This is a genomic window from Pelomonas lactea (genome assembly GCF_043555885.1).
In the GTDB taxonomy this organism is placed as follows: Bacteria; Pseudomonadota; Gammaproteobacteria; order Burkholderiales; family Burkholderiaceae_C; genus Pelomonas; species Pelomonas lactea.
The window spans coordinates 1-21,881 of the sequence record NZ_JBIGHX010000002.1; the positions used below are offsets into that span (position 1 = coordinate 1).

Here is a 21,881-nt window from a genome sequence, read left to right on the forward strand (position 1 = left end):
CAAACATCGAGAACCAAGCGTGCGGTGAATTCGGCAGCCCGGCCGCAGTTGGAAGCAACGACGAGATGCGCTCTTGCGGTGCAGGGGCGTTTGTTTGCCACTTGACGGGGACGGCTAATGGGTGACCCCGAATCTTGCGCGAATCTTGCGAATCTTGCACGTGAGCCAGCGGACGTAGGTGCCTAATCAGGCAGATTTGAGACCCGACCCCGATCCGAAGACCTGACCCCGAATTGCGAATTCTATAGACCTGCCCCCAAATTCGCGGGCATTTCTTCGACGTATTTTCTCAGGCGGTGGAGTGCGTCAGATATTAGCCCTTGTATGTCATTGGCCGACAATGCCCCAGAAAACCTAAGTGCCGCTTCGAGGCTAGTCATTGCCTCATCTATGTGCGTCAGATGACCATGCGGCAGTTCCGATTTATTGAGCCAGCGGTAATGGTGGGCAAGTTCGTGCGCGGCGGCGCCATCCAAAGACAACGACGCGTTCGGATTGACAAGGTTGGCGCCCGGATATATGTCGGACGAAAAAATTATCTCGCCGTACTCTTCGCCATTTTCATCTTCAGCCGTGACAAAGCGTGTGCGAGCGCCTTCCTCGTATCGAGCGTTGACGTTCCTATCTAGGCCAATAAATGTATTTGCAGCTCGCTTTTGCTCTTTCTCTGTGAGTGGGGCTGCGTTGCGGCCATCAAGCAGTGAAGCAAAGCGCTGATTGTTTCTCATGGCAAGAATTGACGTATGTCTGTTGTGCCAGTGCTGTTAGCTATCACGCCGCGCAATGCTCTCATTGCTTGAATGCGAGCTGCTCGATTGTTGCTCACTGTAGGACGACCAGAAACGCCCGGTTTAACGATTCCCAATCGCGTCCACAAAGGATTTGATTTTTCAAAGAAATCTCCAGTCCAGCCATCCTCGGAATATGACACTGCTGATGAAAGCTTGCTTAGGCGTCTGCGCCATGTTTCAGTGGCTTTGGAAAGGCCGAGCTTTACAACGTCAATATTAAAATCGCTTATTAGTGCGCTGTACCCCTGGAACATGATGGGCGCGTCTACGAGCGATAGCGATCTTATGCGCTTGCGTTCGGCAAGATGCAGATTTCCTAATTCAGGACGTACTTCAGTCAAAAGCTGGAATAGTTTTGACGCAACGGTCGCAAAGCCCTCAATTTCAGACTCGTCTAGCCCTTCAGACTCTGAAGCATGTTTTAGTGTTTCTCTCAAAGTGGAGAGAGTGACGACATTTGGATTTTGCGCGGTAAGTCGATCAGTGACTCGATTGACGTTCCCTGTCAATGACGGAGTAAGATCAATAACCCTTTTTGCCAAAACGGACAAATCGTCTAGCGATGTCAAGTCGTAGGCTTTGGATTTTGCCGTTGGAGTGGGGCGTTGATTTTTGTCAAAAAAGTAATTGCCTTCGTCTGTTTTCTTTAAGAAGTACAGCTCAACTTTAAATTGTTTGTTAAGATCAAAGTGTGGATATTCGTTGGGTGCGCTTTTGTATATTGCCGCCGCCTTTAGGATGGCCTGATGTCGATGATGGGAGTCTGGAAGATATATTTTTCCATCGTAGATATATATTTTTCTTTCCGTGGCATCAAAATACGCGTCAAATGAGCTTGGTCGAAGATTCCATACCAGGGGATTTATGAATAGGCGCTGTCCTCGCAAGAGCTTCTCGGTCATGTCATCTGCGGATTCTGCGTTGAAAACGTAGATGTCCGTCGGAGGATAGCCCCTTGAAAGTGATAGCTCCTTTTCAACTCGGTTTGTGATTTCAGGCCGAACGCCGCGCTGCACGTCCTGATCCGTCCAAAGCATCTCAGTCTTGGCCGCATCAACCAGTTGACGCGCAGTAACTGTAAAAGTGGCGATGGCGTCCGCGCCATCTCCTGTGATTTGAACATCGTCGCAGCAAAGTCTCCCGGTATATACGGAGTTGCTCGCAGTACGCTCTGGTTGGTCGCGAAAGCCGAGAATTTCAGGTGTTGACATGGTGGAAAAATATTTTTGGAAATAAATTGGGCTGTTGTGGCTTCCTGAACTCCGAACGGGAAGATGCCTAAGACGCTGCCGTATCTCAACCCACAGAAACCCGGGACGCGGCGTTTATCACGCCTCCAACCCAAACTGCATCGCCGCCAACTTCGCATACAGCCCGCCGCGCGCCACCAGTTCGTCGTGGCGGCCGATGTCGACGATGCGCCCGGCCTCCAGCACGACGATGCGGTCGGCCTTCTGGATGGTCGCCAGCCGGTGCGCAATGACCAGCGTCGTGCGGTGCTGCATGGCCGCTTCCAGCGCGGCCTGCACGACGCGTTCGCTTTCGGCGTCCAGCGCGCTGGTCGCCTCGTCCAGCAGCAGCAGTGGCGGGTTCTTCAGCATCGCGCGGGCGATGCTGATGCGCTGGCGCTGGCCGCCGGACAGGCGCACGCCGCGTTCGCCCAGGAAACTGGCATAGCCCTCCGGCAGTGCGCGGATGAAGTCGTCGGCGAAGGCGGCCTTGGCGGCGGCCATCACTTCCTCGTCGGTGGCCTCGGGCCGGCCGTAGCGGATGTTCTCCATCGCGGTGGTGGAGAAGATGACGCTGTCCTGCGGCACCAGGCCGATGGCGGCGCGCAGGTCGGCCAGGCGCAGCGTCTGCGTGGGCTGGCCGTTCAGGCGGATGACGCCGGCCTGCGGGTCGTAAAAGCGCAGCAGCAGTTGGAACAGCGTCGTCTTGCCGGCGCCGCTGGGGCCCACCAGCGCCACCGTTTCGCCGGGCTGGATGGTGAGCTGCACGCCGTCCAGCGCCGCGGTCTGCGGGCGGGAGGGGTAGTGGAACAGCACGTTGCTGAACTCCACGCGCGAGCCGCCGGCCGTGGCGGGCAGCGGTTGGGGTGAGGCCGGGTCGGCCACGGGAGACTTGGCCTCCATCAGCTCCACCAGCCGCTCGGTGGCGCCGGCGGCGCGCAGCACATCGCCCCACACCTCGGCCAGCACGGCCACGCTGCTGACCAGCAGCGTCACGTACACCACCGTCTGCCCCAGGTGGCCGGCCGAAATCTTGCCGGCGATGACGGCCTGCGTGCCCTGGTACAGCCCCCACAGCATGGCGCCGAACACGGCGGTGATGAGGAAGGCGACGAGGAAGCTGCGCACGATGGTGCGCTTGCGGGCGACGTCGAACGCGGCCTCGCTGGCGGCGGCGAAGCGCCGGCCTTCAGCGCCTTCCTGCGTGTAGCTCTGCACCACGGTGACGGCGTTCAGCACCTCGGCGGCAATGGCCGAGGTGTCGGCCACGCGGTCCTGGCTGGCGCGCGACAGCTTGCGCACGCGGCGGCCGAAGTACAGCGCCGGCGCCACGATGAGCACCAGGATGCCCAGCACCTGGCCCATCACGTAGGGGTTGGTGACGACCAGCATCACCAAGGCACCTATGCCCATCACCGTGTTGCGCAGGCCCATGGACAGGCTGGAACCCACGACGGTCTGCACCACGGTCGTGTCCGTCGTGATGCGGGACAGCACCTCGCCGGTCTGCGTGGTCTCGAAGAACTCCGGGCTCTGGCGCAGCACGTGGGTGTAGACGGCGTTGCGCAGGTCGGCCGTGACGCGCTCGCCCAGCCAGGTGACCATGTAGAAGCGCGAGGCCGAGAAGATGCCCAACGCGGCGCCCACCGCGAACATCGCCAGGAAGTGCTCGCGCAGCGCCATCAGCCGCTCGCCAGCGTTGGCGGCGCCGAAGCCGGCGTCGATGAGGCCGCGCAGCGCGATGGGGAAGGCCAGCGTCGCCAGTGCGGCGAGCACCAGCGTCAGCAGCGCCAGCGCGATGCGGCCGCGGTAGGGCTTGAGGAAGGGGGCGAGTCCGGACAGCGAACGGGCCTGGCGCGAGGCCGGGCGTTGGGAGGTTTCGGGCATCGGGGCAGTGTAGGGACAGCGTGTGTCCCGGCCAGGTTACTCAGAGATTGGCGGCCAGCAGCCGGCGCAGCACCACGTCCTTCAGGCTGCGGGCGTCGTCCAGCCCCAGCCGCTGCAGGTAGGCGGCGGGCACGGCGCGCTGCGGGCCCAGGCTGGCGAGCGCCAGCTGCAGCAGCTCCAGCGGGTGGTGGCTGGCGTGCTTGAGTTTCTTCAGCGCACGGACGATGCGCAGCTCGTCGTCGTCCAGGTCGGTGCCAAACGGGAAGTCGGGCAGCGCGCCGGCCTCGCGGGCCGGGCGCAGCAGCGCCTTCAGCGCCTCGGGCGTGTTGTGGCGCGCCGCCTCGGGCAGCTGCCAGTCGGGCGCGAGCTTGCCGTGGGCCTGGGCCTCGTGCATCAGGCCTTGCTGGAAGCGCGAGTCGGCGATGCACAGCAGGCGCTGCACGCATTCGGCGTCGGTGGCGCCGCGCAGGTCGGCCACGCCGTACTCGGTGACGACGAGGTCGCGCAGGTGGCGCGGGATGGTGCAGTTGGCGTGGCTCCACACGAGGTTGGACTGCAGGCCGGCGGCGTTGTCGTGCGTGGCGCGCAGCGCCAGCACGGAGCGGGCGCCGGCCAGCGCGTGCGCCTGGGCGACGAAGTTGTACTGCCCGCCCACGCCGGAGACGACGCGGCCGTCGGCCAGCGCGTCGGACGACGCGGCGCCCAGCAGCGTCATCTTCATCGTGGTGTTGATGAAGCGGGCGTCGCGGCGCTGGGCGCGCTTGAGCGCCTCGGGCGCGCCGGGGCTGTCGTACAGCTCGTTGACAAAGGCGATGCGGGTCATCGCGATGTCGGCCAGCTCGCCGTCGCTCATGTCCCGCAGCCGCTGGTAGAAGGCGCGCGGGCCGAGGAAGAAGCCGCCGTGCATCGCCACCGTGCCGCGCCAGGCGGCGCCCAGCATGCCGGCGGGCAGCAGGTTCACGTCGTTGGCGCAGCTCAGGCCCTCGCAGTGCAGGCGGTCGCCGTCCAGCCGCAGCGCGGGGTGCAGCAGGCCCAGGTGTTGCCAGTGCGCCAGCGCGGCGGGCGTGAGCTGGGGCGCCAGCGCGCCGTCGGCCAGCAGCGCCTGCACGGCGGCCAGGCTGGGGGCGGCGGGCAGACGGCCGGCGTTGGCCAGGCGCTGCAGCGCGAGGTCGGGGTAGACGCGGCGGCGGATGAGGCCTGCGTCCAGCAGCTGCAGCAGGCCGTTGGCGAACATCTCGGAGCAGCCGTACAGGCCTTGCTCGAAGCGGCCCGTGTGCCGGCCGGCCAGCGGCGCGGCGCGGCCCAGCGTGTCGATGAGCGCGCGGAACTCGCCGTTGCGGCGCTCGCGCAGCAGCAGCGCCTGCGCGATGGCGTCGCCCAGCGAGCCGATGCCGATCTGCAGCGTGCCGCCGTCGGGCAGCAGGCTGGCGGCGTGCAGGCCGATGGCGTAGTCGGCCTTGGAGACGGCCGGGTTGGGTGGCGCGAACAGCGCGTGGTGGCCTTCGGGCGCGTCCACGATCAGGTCGAAGAAATCCTCGCCCACCTCGGCGGTGCCGGGCATGAAGGGCAGCTGCTCGTTCAGCACGGCCACCACCAGCAGCGGCTGGCCCAGCGTGCGGCACTGGTCGACGAAGTCGGCCGTGAGGTCGGGGTTGCCCGAGAGGGAATAGCGCCGCCGCCCGCCCGCCTCGCGGCGCACCGCCACGGCCTGGGCCAGCACGTTGGCGCCCTGGGCCAGCATGTCGCGCACGGCCAGGCTGTAGTTGCTGCAGATGAAGCCCTGCTGCGCGGCGTCGTTGCCGAGGTAGTCGGCCGTCTTGACGAAGAACTCGCGCAGCTCGATGTGCGCCGGCAGCGCTTGCGCGCGGGCGGCCTTCACGTAGGCGAGGTCGGGGTAGTCGCCGAACACGCGGGCCACCAGCGGCGCGAGGAAGTGGCGCTCCAGCTCGCTGGCGCCGGCGGGCTTCTCCAGCGACAGCGCGGTCAGGATGCGCAGCGGCCGCGACGGGTCGGTGGCCATGCGGTGGTACAGCGCGTTGACCAGCGCGTTGGGCTTGCCGATGCCCAGCGGCAGCGCCAGGTGGACGGGGCCGTCCACGCGGGCCAGCAGGGTGTTGACGGCGGTGTCGAGGTCGGTCAGCAGGGCGGGCATGGCCCGAGTCTCGACGATCGCCCGGCGGCGCGGCTTGACCTGGCGCAGGGCCCGTTTGTCAAACCCTCGTCAGACCCTCGTCAGACCATGGGCGGCTTGCCGACGTAGCCGGTCAGCTCCAGGTAGCCCCAGCCGATCTCCTGGCCGGCGGCGTCCAGCAGCCGCGCGGCGCCTTCCCAGTAGACGAGGGCGCTGCTGCGGCGGGCGTCCACCTCCTGGGCGTCGAACGCGGCCACCAGCCGCATGTCGCCGGCGGGGCTCTTCAGCCGCCATTCCACCGGCCAGCGGCCGCCGGTGGCGGGGCTGGTCCAGTGCCGCACGGGCGTCATGTCGACGTCGCCGGCCGCGAAGCTGCGGTCGGGCTGGCCCGGCGCGCGCAGGCTGCCGCCAGCCCAGTCGCGCGTGCCGTCCTGCCGGCGCAGCTGGAACAGCGTGAGCGCGCGGCCGTCGTGCAGGTTGATGCCCAGCCAGTCCCAGCCGGCGGTGTCGCCGAGGTAGTTGTCGCTCCACTCGTGGTCCAGCCAGGCGCGGCCGGCCAGGCGCTGCGGGCGGCCGTCCAGCACGAGGTCGGCCGTCGTCGCGAGCTGGGGGCGGGAGTAGTAGTGGCTGAACTGCTCGGGGTCCGAGCCCTTGCGCGAGATGCCGGCATCGCCCTGCAGCAGCGGCGGCGCGGGGGTGGCCAGCTGCAGCGCCATCGTGAAGCCGGGGCCGGTGAAGGCGGCGCGGTAGCCCTCGGGCGTGCGGGCCAGCGTCCAGTCGCGCAGCTTGAGGTCGCAGTCGCCCACGCGGGCATGCACGGCGCCGGGCAGCGTGCGCAGCAGCCGCTGCGTGTGGCGCTGCGTCCGGGCGCCCAGGTCCGACAGCGCCACGTGGCCCAGCAGCAGCTGCTTGGCGGCCAGCGGGCTGGGGTGGTCGCTCGGTGCCGGGCCGGGCACGCGGAAGAAGGTGAGCTGGTAGCCGTAGCGCGGCGGCCCGCCGGGCTCGCCCAGCAGGCCGGTCACGTACCACCACTCGATGCTCTGGCGCGGGTGCGCGCCGAAGTCGGCGGGGAAGTTCATCGCCGCGCGCGCCGGCAGGGGCAGGGCGGCCAGCAGCAGGGTGCGTCGCTTCATGAATCCTCCCGCACGGCGCGCACGGCGTCTTGCCCGAGCGCACGTCGGCCGGCCAGCAGCGACGCGCCGACGGCTGCGGCGAACGCGAGGCCCACCAGCGCCGCGAGGCGGGCCGCAGGCAGGTGCATCTCCATGCTCCAGTGAAAACTCTGCGGGTTGACGACGAACACCAGCACCGCGCTCAGCCCCAGGCCCAGCCCCAGGCCGGCCAGCGCGCCGGCGCCGCCGGTGAGGCTGGCCTCCAGCAGCAGCAGCTTCATCAGCGCGCCGCGCGACAGCCCCAGGTGGCGCAGCAGCCCGAACTCGCGCCGCCGCGCCAGCGCCTGCGCCGACTGGCTGGCGATGACGCCGAACAGCCCCACCGCCAGCGCTACCGCCTTCAGCCACACGGTGATGGCGAAGCTGCGGTCGAAGATCTGCAGCGACAGCGCGCGCAGCTCGCCGGCGGCGGCGGTGTCGATGTCGTCCGGCTGCGCGGCGGCGGCGCGCACCGCGGCACGGGCGGCGTCCGGCGTCTGGCCGGGCGCCAGCCACAGCGCGAGTTCGGTGATGGCCTCGTCGCCGCTGGCCTGGCGGTAGTCGTCCAGCGCCATCCACAGCGCGCCGTTCTGGCGCGAGTAGTCGCGCCACACGCCCATCACCTGCAGCGGCACGGTGCGGCCGCCGTCCAGCAGCTCCACCGTCAGCACGCGGCCGGGCACCAGGCCCAGCTGGTCGCGCCCGGCCTCGTTGACCCACACCGGCAGCGCGCCGGCCTCGCGCCGGCCCGTCCAGCGCGCCAGCAGCGGCAGGTTGCCGGCGTCCATGCGCCGCGCGGTCAGCGCCACCGGCGCGGCGCCGGGCGCCAGCCGTGCGCGGGTGCTGCGCTGCGGCGCGCTGCGGGCCACGGCGGGCAGTTGGTCCACGGCCTGCAGGTAGGCCGGCGGCAGCGGCGCGGGCAGGCCGTCGGCGCCGCGCAGCGACGAGCGCACGTACAGGTCGGCCGGCAGCGCGTGGTCCAGCCACTGCATCAGCGACTCGCGGAAGCTGCCGATCATCACCGTCATCGCCACCGCCAGCGCCAGCGCCACCAGCACGCCGGCCAGCGAGCGGCGCGCCTCGGTGGCCTGGTCGCGGCTGCGCTCGCGCGCCAGCAGCAGCAGGGGGCCGGCCGGCAGGCGGGCCAGCGCGGCCGTCATGCCGCGCACCAGCGCCGGCACCAGCGCCAGGCCGCCGATCAGCAGGCAGAACATCGCCGCGTACGCGCCCACGGGCGTGTCGCCCCACAGCGGCGGCAGCAGGGCCAGCGCCGCGCCCAGCGCCAGCAGCCCGCCGCCCACCCAGGCCGGCAGCGTGCGCCCGGCGGGCAGGCCCAGGCCCTTGAGCACCAGCGCTGGCGCGATGCGGCGCACGGTGAGCGCCGGCGCCAGCGCGGCGACGAGCGCCGCGGCCAGGCCCAGCGCGCCGTAGGCCAGCGCGGGCCACAGCAGCGGCTGGCCCAGCAGCAGGTCGCCCGACGAGTGGCTGGCGCCGTGCAGGCCCAGGTCGCTGCCCAGCCGCGCCAGCGCGCCGGCCGCCAGGCCCACGCCCAGCGCCAGGCCCAGCACGGTGCCGGCGACACCGATGGCGGCGCCTTCCAGCAGGATGAGCCGCCAGCGCATGCGCGCCGACACACCCAGCACGCCCACCAGCGCCCACTGCGGCAGCCGCTGCGCGGTGGCCAGCGACAGCACCGCGTAGACGAGGAAGCTGCCGGTGAACAGCGCCATCAGCGCCAGCAGGCCGAGGTTGATGCGGTAGGCGCGGGTCAGGTCCGACAGGCGCGCGCCTTCGTCGTCGGGCGGCGTGGCGCGCCAGCGCGGTGGCAGGCTGGCGGCCCAGGTCTTGGCGTCGGTGCCGTCGACTAGCTGGAGGTCGATGCGGTCGAGTGCGCCCAGGCGCCCCAGCACCTGCTGCGCGTCGGCAATGTCCAGCATCGCCAGCGGCTCGTTGCCGGCCGTGGTGCGGCCGCCGACGCTGAACTCGACGTCCAGCGGCGTCGTGGTGCCGGGGCGGGCGATGCGCAGCGTCAGCGTGGTCTGGCCGTCGGCGAGGTGGCGGCGGGCGGCGGCGTTCAGGTGCAGCGTGCGTGCCGCCAGCATGGCGGCGGTGCCGCCGCCGTCGTCGACCTGCGGGATGAGATCGGGCGCGAGGGGCCGCGCGCCGCTGGCGGATGCGAGCAGCGCCAGCGAGTCGGCACCGACGAGGCGGATCAGCAGCGGCCGGCCGTCACGGCCGGTCTGGCCGGGCCAGACGGCCTGGCCTTCGACCACCGGGTTGGCGGCGGCGACCTCGGGGCGGTTGAGCACGTCGGCGAGGTCGGCATCGGTGAGCGGGCCGTTGGCCGCGCGCAGCACGAGGTCGGGCTGGCCGTTGACGCTGCGGGCGGCTCTGGCGAATTCGGCCAGCGCGGCGCCGTTGAGCAGGTGCACGCCGAAGGCGAGGGCGACGCCCAGCATGACGGCGACGATGGCCAGCAGCACGCGGCCGGGGTGGTCGCGCCAGGCGGGCCAGGTGAAGTGGCGCCAGAGGGACGTCATGGGGTGCGGCCTGCGCGCTGGTGTGGGTTGCCGCGGGAGGCCCAGCCGGGACGTCGCCCCGGCGGGCGACCTTCTTTTTGAGCGACCAAAAAGAAGGCAAAAAGTCGCCCCCGATCCGCCCGGCCCTTTGCTTCGCAGCGGGCTGCCCTGCGCTGCTCAGGCCTTGCGGGCCCGCGCAAAACTCCCTCCGCTACGCTGCGGTCAAACAGTTGCGCGGAGTCAGTTGTCGATGCGAGCTTCGCTCGCGCCCTCAAGGCCTTGCGCTGCTCGGCGGGCTCCAAGGGGGAGTGAAGAACAGCCGGCGACAGCCGGCTTGTGGGCCTGGCTGTTGGCTGTTGGGGTGGGCTGTTCGGGGCCTCCCCTTCAAAACCGCCTGTGATGCTTGAATCCCAAGGCGCGTGCGCAGCACGCTTCAAGAACTGACTCGCGACGACTGTCCGAGCAGAGCGTAGCGACGCGAGTTCGGCGCGGCCTTGGGATTCAAGCAGCGCAGGGAACCCCGCAGGGGCGGTTTTGCAGGGGCGCTTTCTTTGCCTACTTTCTTGCGCGTGCAAGAAAGTAGGTCGCCCGCCGGGGCGAACTCCCGGCACGTCAGTGGGCGCCAAGCCAAACCCCGTCAAACCACCCCTCACCGTCATGCCGGATGCAACCCCATCGCGTCCAACCGCAGTCGACGATCCGCCGCCTGCGCCGCCACCTCGGAGTGCGTCACCAGCAGGCATGCCGCGCCAGCCTCCTGCGTGCAGCGCCGCAGCAGCTCCAGCACTTCGGCCGCATGCCGTGCATCCAGGTTGCCCGTCGGCTCATCCGCCAGCACCAGCCGCGGCCGGTGTACCAGCGCGCGGGCAATCGCCACCCGCTGCAACTGCCCGCCCGACAACTGCCGCGGCATCCGCGCAGACAACGCACCGAGGTTCACCGCGTCCAGCATCGCCGCCACCCGCCCATCGTCCCGCTGCCCCAGCAGCCGCAACGGCAGCGCCACGTTGTCCGCCACGCTCAGGTGCGGCAGCAGGTGGAAGGCCTGGAAGATGAAGCCCAGCGACTGCCGCCGCAAGGCCGAGCGCGCCTCGTCGCCCAGCGGCCGCAGGTCCTGCCCGGCCAGCGTGATCGAGCCGGCATCGGCCTCGTCCAGCCCCGCCAGGCAGTTCAGCAGCGTTGACTTGCCGCTGCCCGATTCGCCCAGCAGCGCGACGATCTCGCCCGCGGCCAGGTCCAGGTCAATGCCGGTGAACACCGGCGTGTCGGCGTAGCTCTTCGCGAGCCCGCGGGCGGAAAGCACCGTCATGCGTTCATCAACCTCTGCAATCCAGCCAGCAGCTCGGGGATGGGCTGCGCGCCATCGCAGGCGATGACGCGCCGCCTGGGCATGCTGCGCAGCCAGGTGACCTGGCGCTTGGCGAGCTGCCGAGTCGCCGCGATGCCGCGTTCGCGCAAATCATCGAAGTCATCGGCGTCCAGCGCCTCCCACACCTGCCGGTAGCCCACGCAGCGCATGGACGGCAGCGCCAGCGACAGGTCGCCGCGCGCGCGCAGCGCCTTCACCTCGTCGATCAACCCATGCGCCAGCATCTGGTCGAACCGCTGCGCCAGCCGCTCGTGCAGCCAAGCCCGGTCGGCGGGCTCCAGCGAGAACAGCGGCCAGTCCACGCCGTCGTCGCGCGACGCGGCGTGCAGCGCACTCAGCGGCTGGCCGGTCAGGCGGATGACTTCCAGCGCGCGCTGGATGCGCTGGCTGTCGTTGGGGGCCAGGCGTGCGCCGGTCTCGGGGTCCAGCTTGGTCAGCTCGGCATGCATCGCCGGCCAGCCGCGCTCGGCCGCTTCGGCGTCGATGGCGGCGCGCAACTCAGCATCGGCCTGCGGCAGCGTCGACAGGCCGTCGAACAAGGCCTTGAAATACAGCATGGTGCCGCCCACCAGCAGCGGCAGCCGGCCGCGCGCGGCGATCTCGGCGGCTAGGCGCTTCGCGTCGCGCACGAACTCGGCGGCGGAGTAGCTGTCAGTCGGGTCGAGGATGTCGATCAGGTGATGCGGCACCGCGGCCTGCTCGGCGGCCGTGGGCTTGGCGGTGCCGATGTCCATGCCGCGGTACACCAGCGCCGAGTCGACGCTGATGATCTCGACCGGCAGCACCTCGGCGATGGCCAAGGCCGCCGCCGTCTTGCCGCAGCCGGTGGGGCCGGCCAAACAAATCGGGGTCAGAAGCGCTCCCAAGGCGCCAGGTAACGCCATTGCCCGACGGGCAGGTGCCCCAGCGGGATGCGGCCGATGCGCACGCGCTTCAGGCCCACGACCTTGAGCCCGACCAGCTCGCACATGCGGCGGATCTGGCGCTTCTTGCCCTCGCGCAGCACAAAGCGCAGCTGCTGCTCGTTCTGCCAGCTGACCTTGGCGGGCTTGAGCGCCTCGCCGTCCAGTTCCAGGCCGTGGTTCAGCAGCGCGAGCTTCTCCGGCGCCAGCGCTGCGTTGGGCAGCGTGCCCTCGGGCACGTCATGCGCGACGAACTCGACGCGCACGAGGTACTCCTTCTCGATGTCCGAGTCGTCGCCGATCAGCGCCTTGGCGATGCGGCCGTCCTGCGTCAGCACGAGCAGGCCGGTGGAGTCGATGTCCAGCCGGCCGGCGGGGGCCAGGTGGCGGTGGTGGTTGGGGTGGGGCTTGATGCCCGACGGGTCGTCTTTCCAGCGGTTCTCGGGCTGGAACAGCACGACGGCCGGCTCGTAGCCGTCCTCGGCCTGGCCGGACACGTAGCCGATGGGCTTGTGCAGCAGCACGGTGACGAGTTGGGCCTGCGCCTGGCGGGCGGCGGGGTCGATGTCGATCTGCACGTCGCCGACGACGCGCTGGCCCAGCACGGCCACCTTGCCGTTCACGCGCACCCAGCCGGCGGCAATCCATTCGTCCGCCTCGCGGCGCGACGCGAGCTTCAGCTCGCTCATGCGCTTGGACAGCCGGTCGCCGTCCTCGGCCTCGACCTCCCGCACGGGGTTGCGGCGCGGCTGCGGCGGCTCGAAGCCCGGGCCGCGGTGGGCCACGCGGCGCTGGTCGACGCGCGGCGGCCGGTCGTCGCGCGGCCGGTCTGCGGGGCGTTCGTCGCGGTGCTCGTTGCGGCGCACCGGCTCGCCGCGTTGCGCGCGCTGCGGGCCGTCGGCGTGGAAGCCACCGGGCCGCGGGCCGGGGCGGCCCGGGCGGTCGTCGCGCGGCCAGTCGCCGCGGTCTCCACGATCACCGCGGTCATCGCGGCGGAAGGGCTCGCCGCGCTGCGGCGGCTGCTCGGGCCGGAAACCCTCAGGCTTCGGCCGGGCCGGGCGCTCGTCGCGCCGCGGCGCGGGGCGCTCGTGGCGCTGCGCCTGCGCCTTCTGGAACTGCTCCTCGCGCTCGGCGCGGTCGGCCTGCGCCTTGGCCAGCGTCGGGCGGGGTTTGGAGACGCCCTTGCCACGCAAGGGGCCGCGCTTCTCGCCGTCGGCCGTTCGAGATTTGGGGGTCTTGGCGGCGGGTTTCTTGTTCTTGAGGGTCAGCGTGGCCATGGTTCAACGTCCGCGGAGGAAAAGGGCGTCCAGCTCTTTCATGTCGAGCTGGCGCCAGGTGGGGCGGCCGTGGTTGCACTGGTCGGCGCGTTCGGTGGCTTCCATGTCGCGCAGCAGCGCGTTCATCTCGTCCAGCGTCAGCTGCCGGTTGGCCCGCACGGCGCCGTGGCAGGCCATCGTCGCCAGGATCTCGTGCTGGGCGCGCTCCAGCACCGAGCTGGCGTCGAACTGCGCCATCTCGGCCAGCAGCTCGCGGGTCAGCGCGACGAGGTCGCTGGCCGCCAGCAGCGCCGGCCGCGAGCGCACGGCGAGCGTGCGCGTGGACAGCGGCGACACGTCCAGCCCCAACTGGCTCAGCGTGTCGGCATGCTGCTCGGCGGCGGCCACCTCTTCGGCCGTGGCCGCGAAGCTGACCGGGATCAGCAGCGGCTGGCTCTCGATGGTGGTGGAGCCCAGCTTGGCCTTGAGCCGTTCGTAGACAACGCGCTCGTGCGCCGCGTGCATGTCGACGATGACCAGGCCCTGCTTGTTCTCGGCCAGGATGTAGACGCCCTGGATCTGCGCGATGGCGCGGCCCAGCGGCCAGTCGTCCTTCTTGGACAGCGCGGGCAGGTCGATCAGCGGCGCGGGGCGGCTGTCGGGCAGCGACGTGGGGACGACCGGCTTGGCCGGCTGCCACAGCGCCTCGGTCTGCACCAGCGACAGCCGCACCTGCTCGGCCGTGGGCGGCACCGGCGGCGAGAAGGCGGGGGCGGTGTAGCTCTGGCGCGGCTCGGACACGTACAGCGTGGCCGGCATGGTGGCCTCGAAGGCCAGCGGCGCCATGGCCGACTCGATCGGCTCGGCCGCCGCCTCGGCGCTGCGCGACTGGGCCAGCGCGTCGATGAAGGCACGGCGCACGGCCTGGTGGATGGCGCGGCCGTCGCGGAAGCGCACCTCGATCTTGGTGGGATGCACGTTGACGTCCACCAGCTCCGGCGCGATCTCGATGAACAGCACGTAGCTGGGCTGGCGCTGGCCGTGCAGCACGTCTTCGTAGGCCGAGCGGATGGCGTGGCTGATGAGCTTGTCGCGCACGTAGCGGCCGTTGACCCAGACGTACTGCTGGTCGGCCCGAGAGCGGGCGGCCTCGGGCAGGCCGGCGCGGCCGGTCAATGCCAGCGGCCCGGCGCTGTGGTCGAAGGCGCGGCTGTCTTCGACGAAATCCTGGCCCAGCACGTCCGCGATGCGCTGCTCCACCGACGCGGCGCGCCACTGGTCCACCAGCTTGCCCTCGTGCCAGATCGCGAAGCCCACGTCCGGCCGCGCCAGCGCGTGGCGGCGCACGGCCTCCACGCAGTGCGCCAGCTCGGTGGCGTCGGTCTTGAGGAACTTGCGGCGTGCGGGTGTGGCGAAGAACAGCTCGCGCACTTCCACGCTGGTGCCGCGCGAGCGAGCGGCGGCGGCCAGCTCGCCGCTGCGCGCGTCCAGCCGGTGGGCGTGCGCGGCCTCGGCGGTGCGGCTGGCGATGGCCATCTCCGACACCGAGGCGATGGCGGCCAGCGCCTCGCCGCGGAAGCCCATGGTGGCGACGGACTCCAGCTCGTGCAGCGACGCGATCTTGCTGGTGGCATGGCGCTTGAGCGCCAGCGGCAGCTGCGCGGCCGGGATGCCGCAGCCGTCGTCCTCGACGACGATGGCCCGCACGCCGCCGGCCATCAGTTTGACCAGCACGTTCTTCGCGCCGGCGTCCAGCGCGTTGTCGACCAGCTCGCGCACCACCGACGCGGGCCGCTCGACGACCTCGCCGGCGGCGATCTGGCTGATCAGCTCATCGGGCAGTTCGCGGATCACGCGAGGCGGTGCAACGTCGGGCAGGGGCAAATCCATCCGCCGGATTATCGTTTCCCCCGAGGCGTCACGAAGTCGTCCTGATAATGCCGCGCCATGGACCTGCTTCACTTCCTCCTCGACTTCATCCTGCACGTGGACCAGCATCTGGCCAGCTTCGTCGCCAGCTATGGCGCCTGGGTGTATGCGCTGCTGTTCCTCATCATCTTCGTGGAGACCGGCGTCGTCGTGATGCCCTTCCTGCCGGGCGACTCGCTGCTGTTCGTCGTCGGCGCGATGTGCGGCGTGGGGCTGATGGACCTGTGGCTGTCCATGGGCCTGCTGACGGCGGCGGCCATCCTGGGCAACCAGTGCAACTACACGATCGGGCGGCATTTCGGGCCGCGCGTGTTCCAGTGGGAGAACTCGAAGTTCTTCAACAAGGACGCGTTCGAGAAGGCGCATGCCTTCTATGAGAAGTACGGTGGCTTCACGCTGATCGCGGCGCGCTTCATGCCGTTCCTGCGCACCTTCGCGCCGTTCGTGGCCGGCGTGGCGCAGATGACGCGGCGCAAGTTCACGTTCTACGACGTGACCGGCGGCGTGCTGTGGGTGTGCGGCATCACGGTCATCGGCTACATCTTCGGCAACGTGCCCTGGGTGAAGACGAATCTGGACAAGATCATCTGGGCCATGATCCTGATCCCCGGCGTGGTGGTCATCGCCGGCGGCATCAAGAGCAAGCTCAAGCGCCAGCCGGGCTGACTTTCAGGCGGGGGCGGCCTTCCGGTCTAGAGTCGCCGGTTTTGCGACTCTGTCGGAGACCCCGATGACCCTGACCCGTCTTGCCCTGGCCCTGGCGTGGATGACCTCCAGCCTGGCGGCCCAGGCGGCCGAGCCGACGCTGATGCTGCGCCAGCCCGCCGTCTCCAAAGACCACCTGGCCTTCGTCTACGCCGGTGACCTGTGGCTGGCCGACCGCAGCGGCGCCAACGCCCGCCGGCTCACCAGCCACGCCGCCAGCGAGTTCGCGCCGCGCTTCTCGCCGGATGGCCGGCAGATCGCGTTCTCGGCCAGCTATGACGGCAACACGGACATCTACGTCATCGGCCTGGACGGCGGCCAGCCCAGACGCCTGACCTGGCACCCGACGCCGGACGTCGTCAGCGGCTGGAGCCCCGACGGCAAGCGCGTGCTGTTCGCGTCGCCGCGCGAGGTGCTGAACAACCGCAGCAACCAGCTCTACGAAGTGAGCGTGGAGGGCGGCTACGAGAAGCAGGTCATGAAGGCGGTGGCCTACGAGGGCGCCTGGTCGGCCGACGGCAAGCGGCTGGCCTACCGGCCCTACCGCGCGGCCTACGTGGCCGAGTCCGGCTGGCGCCAGAGCCGCGGCGGCACGACGCCGCCGGTCTGGATCATGGACATGGCCAGCCAGACCTGGGAGCAGATCCCGCACGTCAACGCGACGGACTCCGCGCCGGTGTGGGCGGGCGGCGAGGTGGTGTTCATCTCCGACCGCGATGGCGAGACCCGGGGCACGGCCAACCTGTTTGCCTTCAACCCGGCCACCAAGGCGCTGCGCCAGCTGACCCGCGAGACGCAGTGGGACGTGCGCAGTGTGGACGCCGTCGGCACGACGCTGGTCTACGAGACCGGCGGCCGCATCAAGCAGATCGAGCTGGCCGGCGGCGAACCCCGTGTGCTGGACATCCAGCTCGCCAGCGTGGCGCCGCAGGCTCGCACGCAGTGGAAGGACGCCGGCAAGGCGCTGACGTCGGCACGGCTGTCCAGCACCGGCAAGCGCGTGGTGGTCAGCGCGCGCGGCGAGGTGTTCACGGTGCCGGTCAAGAACGGCACGGTGCGCAACCTGACCGAGACCTCCGGCGTGCGCGAGAAGGATGCGCTGTGGAGCCCCGACGGCCAGCGCGTGGCCTACCTGTCCGACGCGCCCGGCATGCGCCACGAGCTGGTGCTGCAGGCGCAGACCGGGCTCGGCTCCAAGGAGCGCATCGCGCTGCCCGAGGCGGGGTACTTCACGCTGATGGACTGGTCGGCCGACGGCCAGTGGCTGGTGCTGCAGGACAACCACCTGAACCTCTACAAGCTCAGCCTGGTGAGTGTTCCGAATGGCCCGCAGCGCGGCCAGCTCGCCAAGGTGGCCAGCGACGTGCGCCGGCTGGGCGGCGTCGGCTTCGACGTGGCGTTCTCGCCGGACAGCCGCTGGCTGGCCTACACGACGTCGGGCGACAACTACTTTGGCCGCATCTGGCTGCACGACCTGTCCACGGGCCGCAACCATGCGGTGACCGACGGGCTGTCGCAGGCCGGCGCGCCGGCGTTCTCGCCCAAGGGCGACTACCTCTACTTCATGGCGTCCATCAACTCCGGGCCCAGCCAGGTGGGGCTGGACCTGTCCACGCAGGAGCGCCCGCGCCGCGCCGGCCTCTATGCCGCCGTGCTGGCCGCCGACGGCAAGTCGCCGCTGGCGCCCAAGGCGGGCGACGAAGAGGGCAAGAAGGACGAGAAGAAGGACGACAAGAAGGACGACAAGAAGGACGACAAGAAGGAAGAGAAGAAGGCCGACGCCAAGAAGGATGAGCCCAAGAAGGACGAGAAGGTCAAGCCGGTGCGCATCGACCTCGACGGCCTGGCCGACCGCATCGTGGCGCTGCCGGTGGCCGAGCGCAATTACGACGCGCTGGCCGTGGCGTCCGATGGCGCGCTGTACTACCTGCAGCGCCCGCAGCCCGGCGCCAGCAACGAGCCGCCGCAGGCCGAGCGCCGCGCGACGGCCGAGCTGTGGCGCTTCGACTTCGAGGAGCGTAAGCCCAAGATGCTGCGCAGCGGCGTCGCCGAGTACTCGCTGAGCGAGGACCGCAAGAAGCTGCTGCTGACCGTGGCCGGCGGCAAGCTGGAGGTGGGCGACGCGAACGACAAGGCGGAGAGCAAGCCGCTGGACCTGTCCGGCCTGCGCACGCGCGTGGACCTGCGCGCCGAGTGGAAGCAGATCTTCGACGAGACCTGGTGGATGCAGAAGGAGTTCTTCTACGACCCCGCCATGCACGGGCTGGACTGGCAGGCCGTCTACGACCGCTACCTGCCGCAGCTGGCGCACGTGCAGCGCCGCGAGGACCTGAACGACCTGCTGGTGCAGATGATTGCCGAGCTGCAGGTGGGCCACAACCGCACCGGCGGCGGCGACCTGCACCAGGAAGCGCCGGTGGCCGTGGGCCTGCTGGGCGCGGACTTCACGGTCGAGCAGGGCCGCTACCGTGTCGCCAGGATCTACGCCGGCGACCGCCTGAATCCCAACCTGCGCGCGCCGCTGGCCGTGCCGGGCCTGGGCGTGAAGGAGGGCGACTTCATCCTCGCCGTGGGCGGCCATGAGCTGGATGACAAGACCAACCTGTACGCGTTGCTGGAGAACACCGTCGGCAAGCAGGTGGTGCTGAGCGTCGCGCAGGACGCCGCTGGCAAGGGGCGCCGTGACATCACCGTCGAGCCCATCGCCAACGAGGGTCTGCTGCGTCGCTGGGCGTGGATCGAGGGCAACCGCCAGAAGGTGCAGCAGAAGACCGGCGGCAAGGTCGCCTACGTCTACATGCCCGACACGGCGGGCCAGGGCTTCGAGCACTTCAACCGCATGTTCTTCGCGCAGGTGGACAAGCAGGCGCTCATCGTCGACGACCGCCGCAACGGCGGTGGCCAGGCGGCCAACTACGTGACGGAACTGCTGGCCCGGCCGTACCTCGGCAGCTGGAAGGACCGTGACGGGCTGGTCTTCGACACGCCGGGCGGTGCCATCTACGGCCCCAAGGCCATGCTCATCGACCAGGATGCCGGCTCGGGCGGCGACTTCATGCCCTATGCGTTCAAGCGCGTGGGCCTGGGGCCGCTGATCGGCAAGCGCACCTGGGGCGGGCTGATCGGTATCTCGGCGAACCCGCCGCTGATCGATGGCGGCTTCGTGACGGTGCCGTACTTCCGCTTCTACACGCCGGAGGGCGAGTGGCGCATCGAGAACGAGGGCGTGGCGCCGGACATCGACGTCGAGCTGGACCCCGCCGCCGTCAACCGCGGCGAGGACACACAGCTGGATGCCGCCATCGCGGACGTGATGAAGCGGCTGGAGACCTGGAAGCCCATCCAGCGCAAGACCGCGCCGGCACCGGCAAGTCTGGGCAAGTGATGAAGGCCTGGGCGTCGCTGTCCCTGCGGGGGCGCCTGTTCCTGCTCGCGCTGCTGCCGCTGCTCGCGTCGCTGGCGCTGATCGCTTTTGCCGTGCGCCAGCAGGAACGCTCGCTCGCCGAGCGCGAGCATGCCCTCGTGCGCGCCAGCTACATGGACGCGCGCCGCACGGAGCTCAAGCACTATGTGGACCTGGCCGTCAGCACCGTCAAGCCGCTGCTGGGCCAGCCGGGCGGGCAGGAGCGGGCGCTGGCCATCCTGCGCTCGCTGGACTACGGGCCCGACGGCTACTTCTTCGTCTACGACCTGCAAGGGCGCGTGCTGATGCACTCGCGCCAGCCCGAGCTGATCGGCCAGAACCTGTGGGAGCTGCGCGACCAGAAGGGGCGGCCCACCATCCAGCAGCTCATCGGCCAGGCCAAGGCCGGCGGCGGCTACGTGGAGTACCTGTGGCGCAAGCCGTCCAGCAGCCTCCTGGCGCCCAAGCTGGGCTACGTGGTGGCGGTGCCCGAGTGGGGTTGGATGCTGGGCACGGGGCTGTACCTGGACGGCATCGAGGCGACGATGGCCGAACTGGAGCGCGGCGCGCGCCAGAACATCACGGCCACCATGCTGTGGGTGGGCGCGGTGGCGGTGTTCGGCATCGCGCTGATCAGCGCCGGCGCGCTGGCGCTGAACCTCAGCGAGCACCGCAGCGCCGAGGCCAAGCTGCGCGCGCTGGCCCGCGAGGTGGTGCAGAGCCAGGAGGACGAGCGCGCCAGGCTGGCGCGCGAGCTGCACGACGGCGTCAGCCAGGCGCTGGTGGCCACCAAGCTGCTCATCGAGTCGGCCCAGCACGAGCCGGCCGCCGCGGCGCGGCTGCAGGACCTGGCCTTGAAGCGCCTGAACAGCACGCTGGCCGAGGTGCGCCACCTGTCGCACGCGCTGCGGCCCGCGCTGCTGGACACGCTGGGCCTGGCCGCCGCGCTGCAGCACCTGGCCGGCGAGTTCGATGCGGCGGGCGGCACGCATTTCTCGGCCGTCGTCGATGGCGACGAGGTCGACCCGCCCGAGGCGGTGAAGACCGCGCTGTTCCGCATCGCGCAGGAGGCGCTGAACAACGCGGCCCGCCATGCGCACGCGACGGCGGTGACCGTGACGCTGCGCTTCCAGCGCGACGGCGGCCTGGCGCTGGAGGTGGCGGACGACGGCCAGGGCTTCGACGCCGACGCCGCGCAGGCGGTGGCCGACCGCGGGCTGGGGCTGCGCAGCATGCGCGAGCGGGCCGATGCGCTGGGCGCGCGGCTCAGCCTGATGACCTCGCCGGGCATCGGTGCGCGGCTTGCGGTGACACTGTCGGCTGCCGACCTTGCCCGCGCCGCCGCATGACTCCGCCTCCCATCCGCATCCTGCTTGTCGACGACCACCCGATGGTGCGCGAAGGGCTGGTTGCGCGGCTGGCGGCGGTGCCGCGTTTCGACGTCGTCGGCGAGGCCGGCACCCGCGACGAGGCGCTGGCGCAGCTGGCGGCGACGGCGCCCGATGTGGTGCTGATGGATGTGGGGCTGAAGGACGCCAACGGCATCACGCTGGGCGCCGAGATGCTGGCCGCGCGGCCCAGCATCAAGCTGCTGATGTTCAGCATGTACGACAACCCGGAGTACGTGCAGCGGGCACTGCAGGCCGGCGCGCGCGGCTATGTGCTGAAGGATGCGCCAGCCACCGAGATCGTGTCGGCCATCGATGCGGTGGCGGCCGGCGGCACCTTCCTGAGCGCGGCCGTGTCGGGCCGGTTGTTCCGCGGCCAGAGCCCGAAGCCGGTGCTGACGCCGCGCGAGAGCGAGATCCTCGCCAAGCTGGGGCAGGGCGCGTCCAGCAAGCAGATCGCGCGGGATCTGGACCTGTCCGTGCGCACGGTGGAGGCGCACCGGCAGAGCATCAAGCGCAAGCTGGCGCTGGACGGGCAGGCGGAGTTGATCCGGTATGCGGTGGAGCACGCCAGGGGCAGCGACGCGCCCTGACGGTGCTCAGCGCCCGCGGCGCGGGCCGTAGTCGTCACGCCGGTCGTCCCAGCGGTGCTCGTGCCGCTCGTGGTGCCAGTGCTCGCGGCGCTCTTCCCAACGACGATCGTCCCAACGGCGGTCATCCCAGCGGTGTTCGTACACCACGCGCGGCGGCGGCACGTAGACCACCTCGCGTTCCACGTAGCGCGGTGCCGGCACGTAGCGCACCGGCGGCGGCGCGTAGTAGACCGGCGCGGGTTCGGCGTAGTAGCGCGGGCCGTCGCTGACCACCACCGCCGCGGGCGGCAGGTTGATGCCGATGGACCAGCTGGTGCCGGCGTGCGCGGCGGTGGCGCCCAGCAGGGCTGCAGTGGTGACGAGACCGGCGGTCAGGGTGCGAAGCATGGCGAACCTCCTCGGACGATGTGCTTGGCGATGGATGATCAACGCGGTCGGTCCGCCGCCGTTGACGCGGGCCGCGTGAGCAGGCGTAAGCGTGTGTGAGGCCGGGCGCCAGGGTTGACCCCTAGGTGATGCCGCGTGCCCGGCCCGCGTGGCTTGACCGATGCCCCGGTGGCGGCGTTTTCCGAAACTGCCGCCACGGTAGCGCCGCCCATTCCGACGTGCGCGCCGCAACGGAGACAAG

15 protein-coding genes are annotated in these 21,881 nt (G+C 70.0%); 4 read left to right on the top strand and 11 right to left on the bottom strand.

Annotated features, from left to right (window positions below):
* Positions 1-242: 242 nt before the first annotated feature.
* The 10 genes from ACG04Q_RS04575 to mutL all read right to left on the bottom strand — a co-directional run bounded on the left by ACG04Q_RS04575 (position 243) and on the right by mutL (position 15,125).
* The gene (locus tag ACG04Q_RS04575) at positions 243-728 is read right to left on the bottom strand and encodes a hypothetical protein (RefSeq protein ID WP_394509677.1); all 486 of its coding nucleotides are present in this window, start codon (positions 726-728) and stop codon (positions 243-245) included.
* Positions 725-2,002, bottom strand: a complete 1,278-nt coding sequence (locus ACG04Q_RS04580) for a DNA sulfur modification protein DndB (protein WP_394509678.1) — start codon at positions 2,000-2,002, stop codon at positions 725-727. Before ACG04Q_RS04580 ends, ACG04Q_RS04575 begins: the two co-directional genes overlap by 4 nt.
* A 117-nt stretch (positions 2,003-2,119) precedes the next feature.
* On the bottom strand, positions 2,120-3,907 hold the full coding sequence (locus tag ACG04Q_RS04585) for an ABC transporter transmembrane domain-containing protein (RefSeq protein WP_394509679.1): 1,788 nt from the start codon (positions 3,905-3,907) through the stop codon (positions 2,120-2,122).
* A 40-nt stretch (positions 3,908-3,947) separates the two neighbouring features.
* The gene (locus tag ACG04Q_RS04590) at positions 3,948-6,059 is read right to left on the bottom strand and encodes an acetyl-CoA hydrolase/transferase C-terminal domain-containing protein (RefSeq protein ID WP_394509680.1); all 2,112 of its coding nucleotides are present in this window, start codon (positions 6,057-6,059) and stop codon (positions 3,948-3,950) included.
* An 80-nt stretch (positions 6,060-6,139) separates the two neighbouring features.
* Positions 6,140-7,171: a lipocalin-like domain-containing protein gene (locus ACG04Q_RS04595; protein WP_394509681.1), complete on the bottom strand. Its 1,032-nt coding sequence runs from the start codon at positions 7,169-7,171 to the stop codon at positions 6,140-6,142.
* Complete coding sequence (locus tag ACG04Q_RS04600) at positions 7,168-9,729, bottom strand: FtsX-like permease family protein (RefSeq protein ID WP_394509682.1); 2,562 nt, start codon at positions 9,727-9,729, stop codon at positions 7,168-7,170. Before ACG04Q_RS04600 ends, ACG04Q_RS04595 begins: the two co-directional genes overlap by 4 nt.
* 634 nt (positions 9,730-10,363) lie before the next feature.
* Entirely contained in the window at positions 10,364-11,017 is a 654-nt protein-coding gene (locus tag ACG04Q_RS04605) for an ABC transporter ATP-binding protein (protein WP_394509683.1), read from the bottom strand.
* A complete protein-coding gene (gene miaA, locus ACG04Q_RS04610; RefSeq protein ID WP_394509684.1) occupies positions 11,014-11,961 on the bottom strand; it encodes a tRNA (adenosine(37)-N6)-dimethylallyltransferase MiaA in 948 nt (315 codons plus the stop codon). The genes ACG04Q_RS04605 and miaA overlap by 4 nt, the downstream gene beginning before the upstream one ends.
* Complete coding sequence (locus ACG04Q_RS04615; protein WP_394509685.1) at positions 11,928-13,256, bottom strand: pseudouridine synthase; 1,329 nt, start codon at positions 13,254-13,256, stop codon at positions 11,928-11,930. Before ACG04Q_RS04615 ends, miaA begins: the two co-directional genes overlap by 34 nt.
* Positions 13,257-13,259: 3 nt before the next feature.
* The gene (gene mutL / locus ACG04Q_RS04620) at positions 13,260-15,125 is read right to left on the bottom strand and encodes a DNA mismatch repair endonuclease MutL (RefSeq protein WP_394509686.1); all 1,866 of its coding nucleotides are present in this window, start codon (positions 15,123-15,125) and stop codon (positions 13,260-13,262) included.
* A 57-nt stretch (positions 15,126-15,182) separates the two neighbouring features.
* Between mutL and ACG04Q_RS04625 the strand changes: the two genes are divergently transcribed.
* The 4 genes from ACG04Q_RS04625 to ACG04Q_RS04640 all read left to right on the top strand — a co-directional run bounded on the left by ACG04Q_RS04625 (position 15,183) and on the right by ACG04Q_RS04640 (position 21,253).
* A complete protein-coding gene (locus tag ACG04Q_RS04625; RefSeq protein ID WP_394509687.1) occupies positions 15,183-15,830 on the top strand; it encodes a DedA family protein in 648 nt (215 codons plus the stop codon).
* A gap of 64 nt (positions 15,831-15,894) precedes the next feature.
* A complete protein-coding gene (locus ACG04Q_RS04630) occupies positions 15,895-19,254 on the top strand; it encodes a S41 family peptidase (protein ID WP_394509688.1) in 3,360 nt (1,119 codons plus the stop codon).
* Positions 19,254-20,621 (top strand): cache domain-containing protein, encoded by a 1,368-nt coding sequence (locus ACG04Q_RS04635; RefSeq protein ID WP_394509689.1) that lies wholly within the window; start codon positions 19,254-19,256, stop codon positions 20,619-20,621. The genes ACG04Q_RS04630 and ACG04Q_RS04635 overlap by 1 nt, the downstream gene beginning before the upstream one ends.
* Positions 20,618-21,253, top strand: coding sequence for a response regulator transcription factor (locus tag ACG04Q_RS04640; RefSeq protein WP_394509690.1), 636 nt, complete (start codon positions 20,618-20,620; stop codon positions 21,251-21,253). The genes ACG04Q_RS04635 and ACG04Q_RS04640 overlap by 4 nt, the downstream gene beginning before the upstream one ends.
* Positions 21,254-21,259: 6 nt before the next feature.
* Here ACG04Q_RS04640 and ACG04Q_RS04645 read toward each other — a convergent pair whose 3' ends face one another.
* A complete protein-coding gene (locus ACG04Q_RS04645; RefSeq protein ID WP_394509691.1) occupies positions 21,260-21,640 on the bottom strand; it encodes a hypothetical protein in 381 nt (126 codons plus the stop codon).
* Positions 21,641-21,881: the final 241 nt, after the last annotated feature.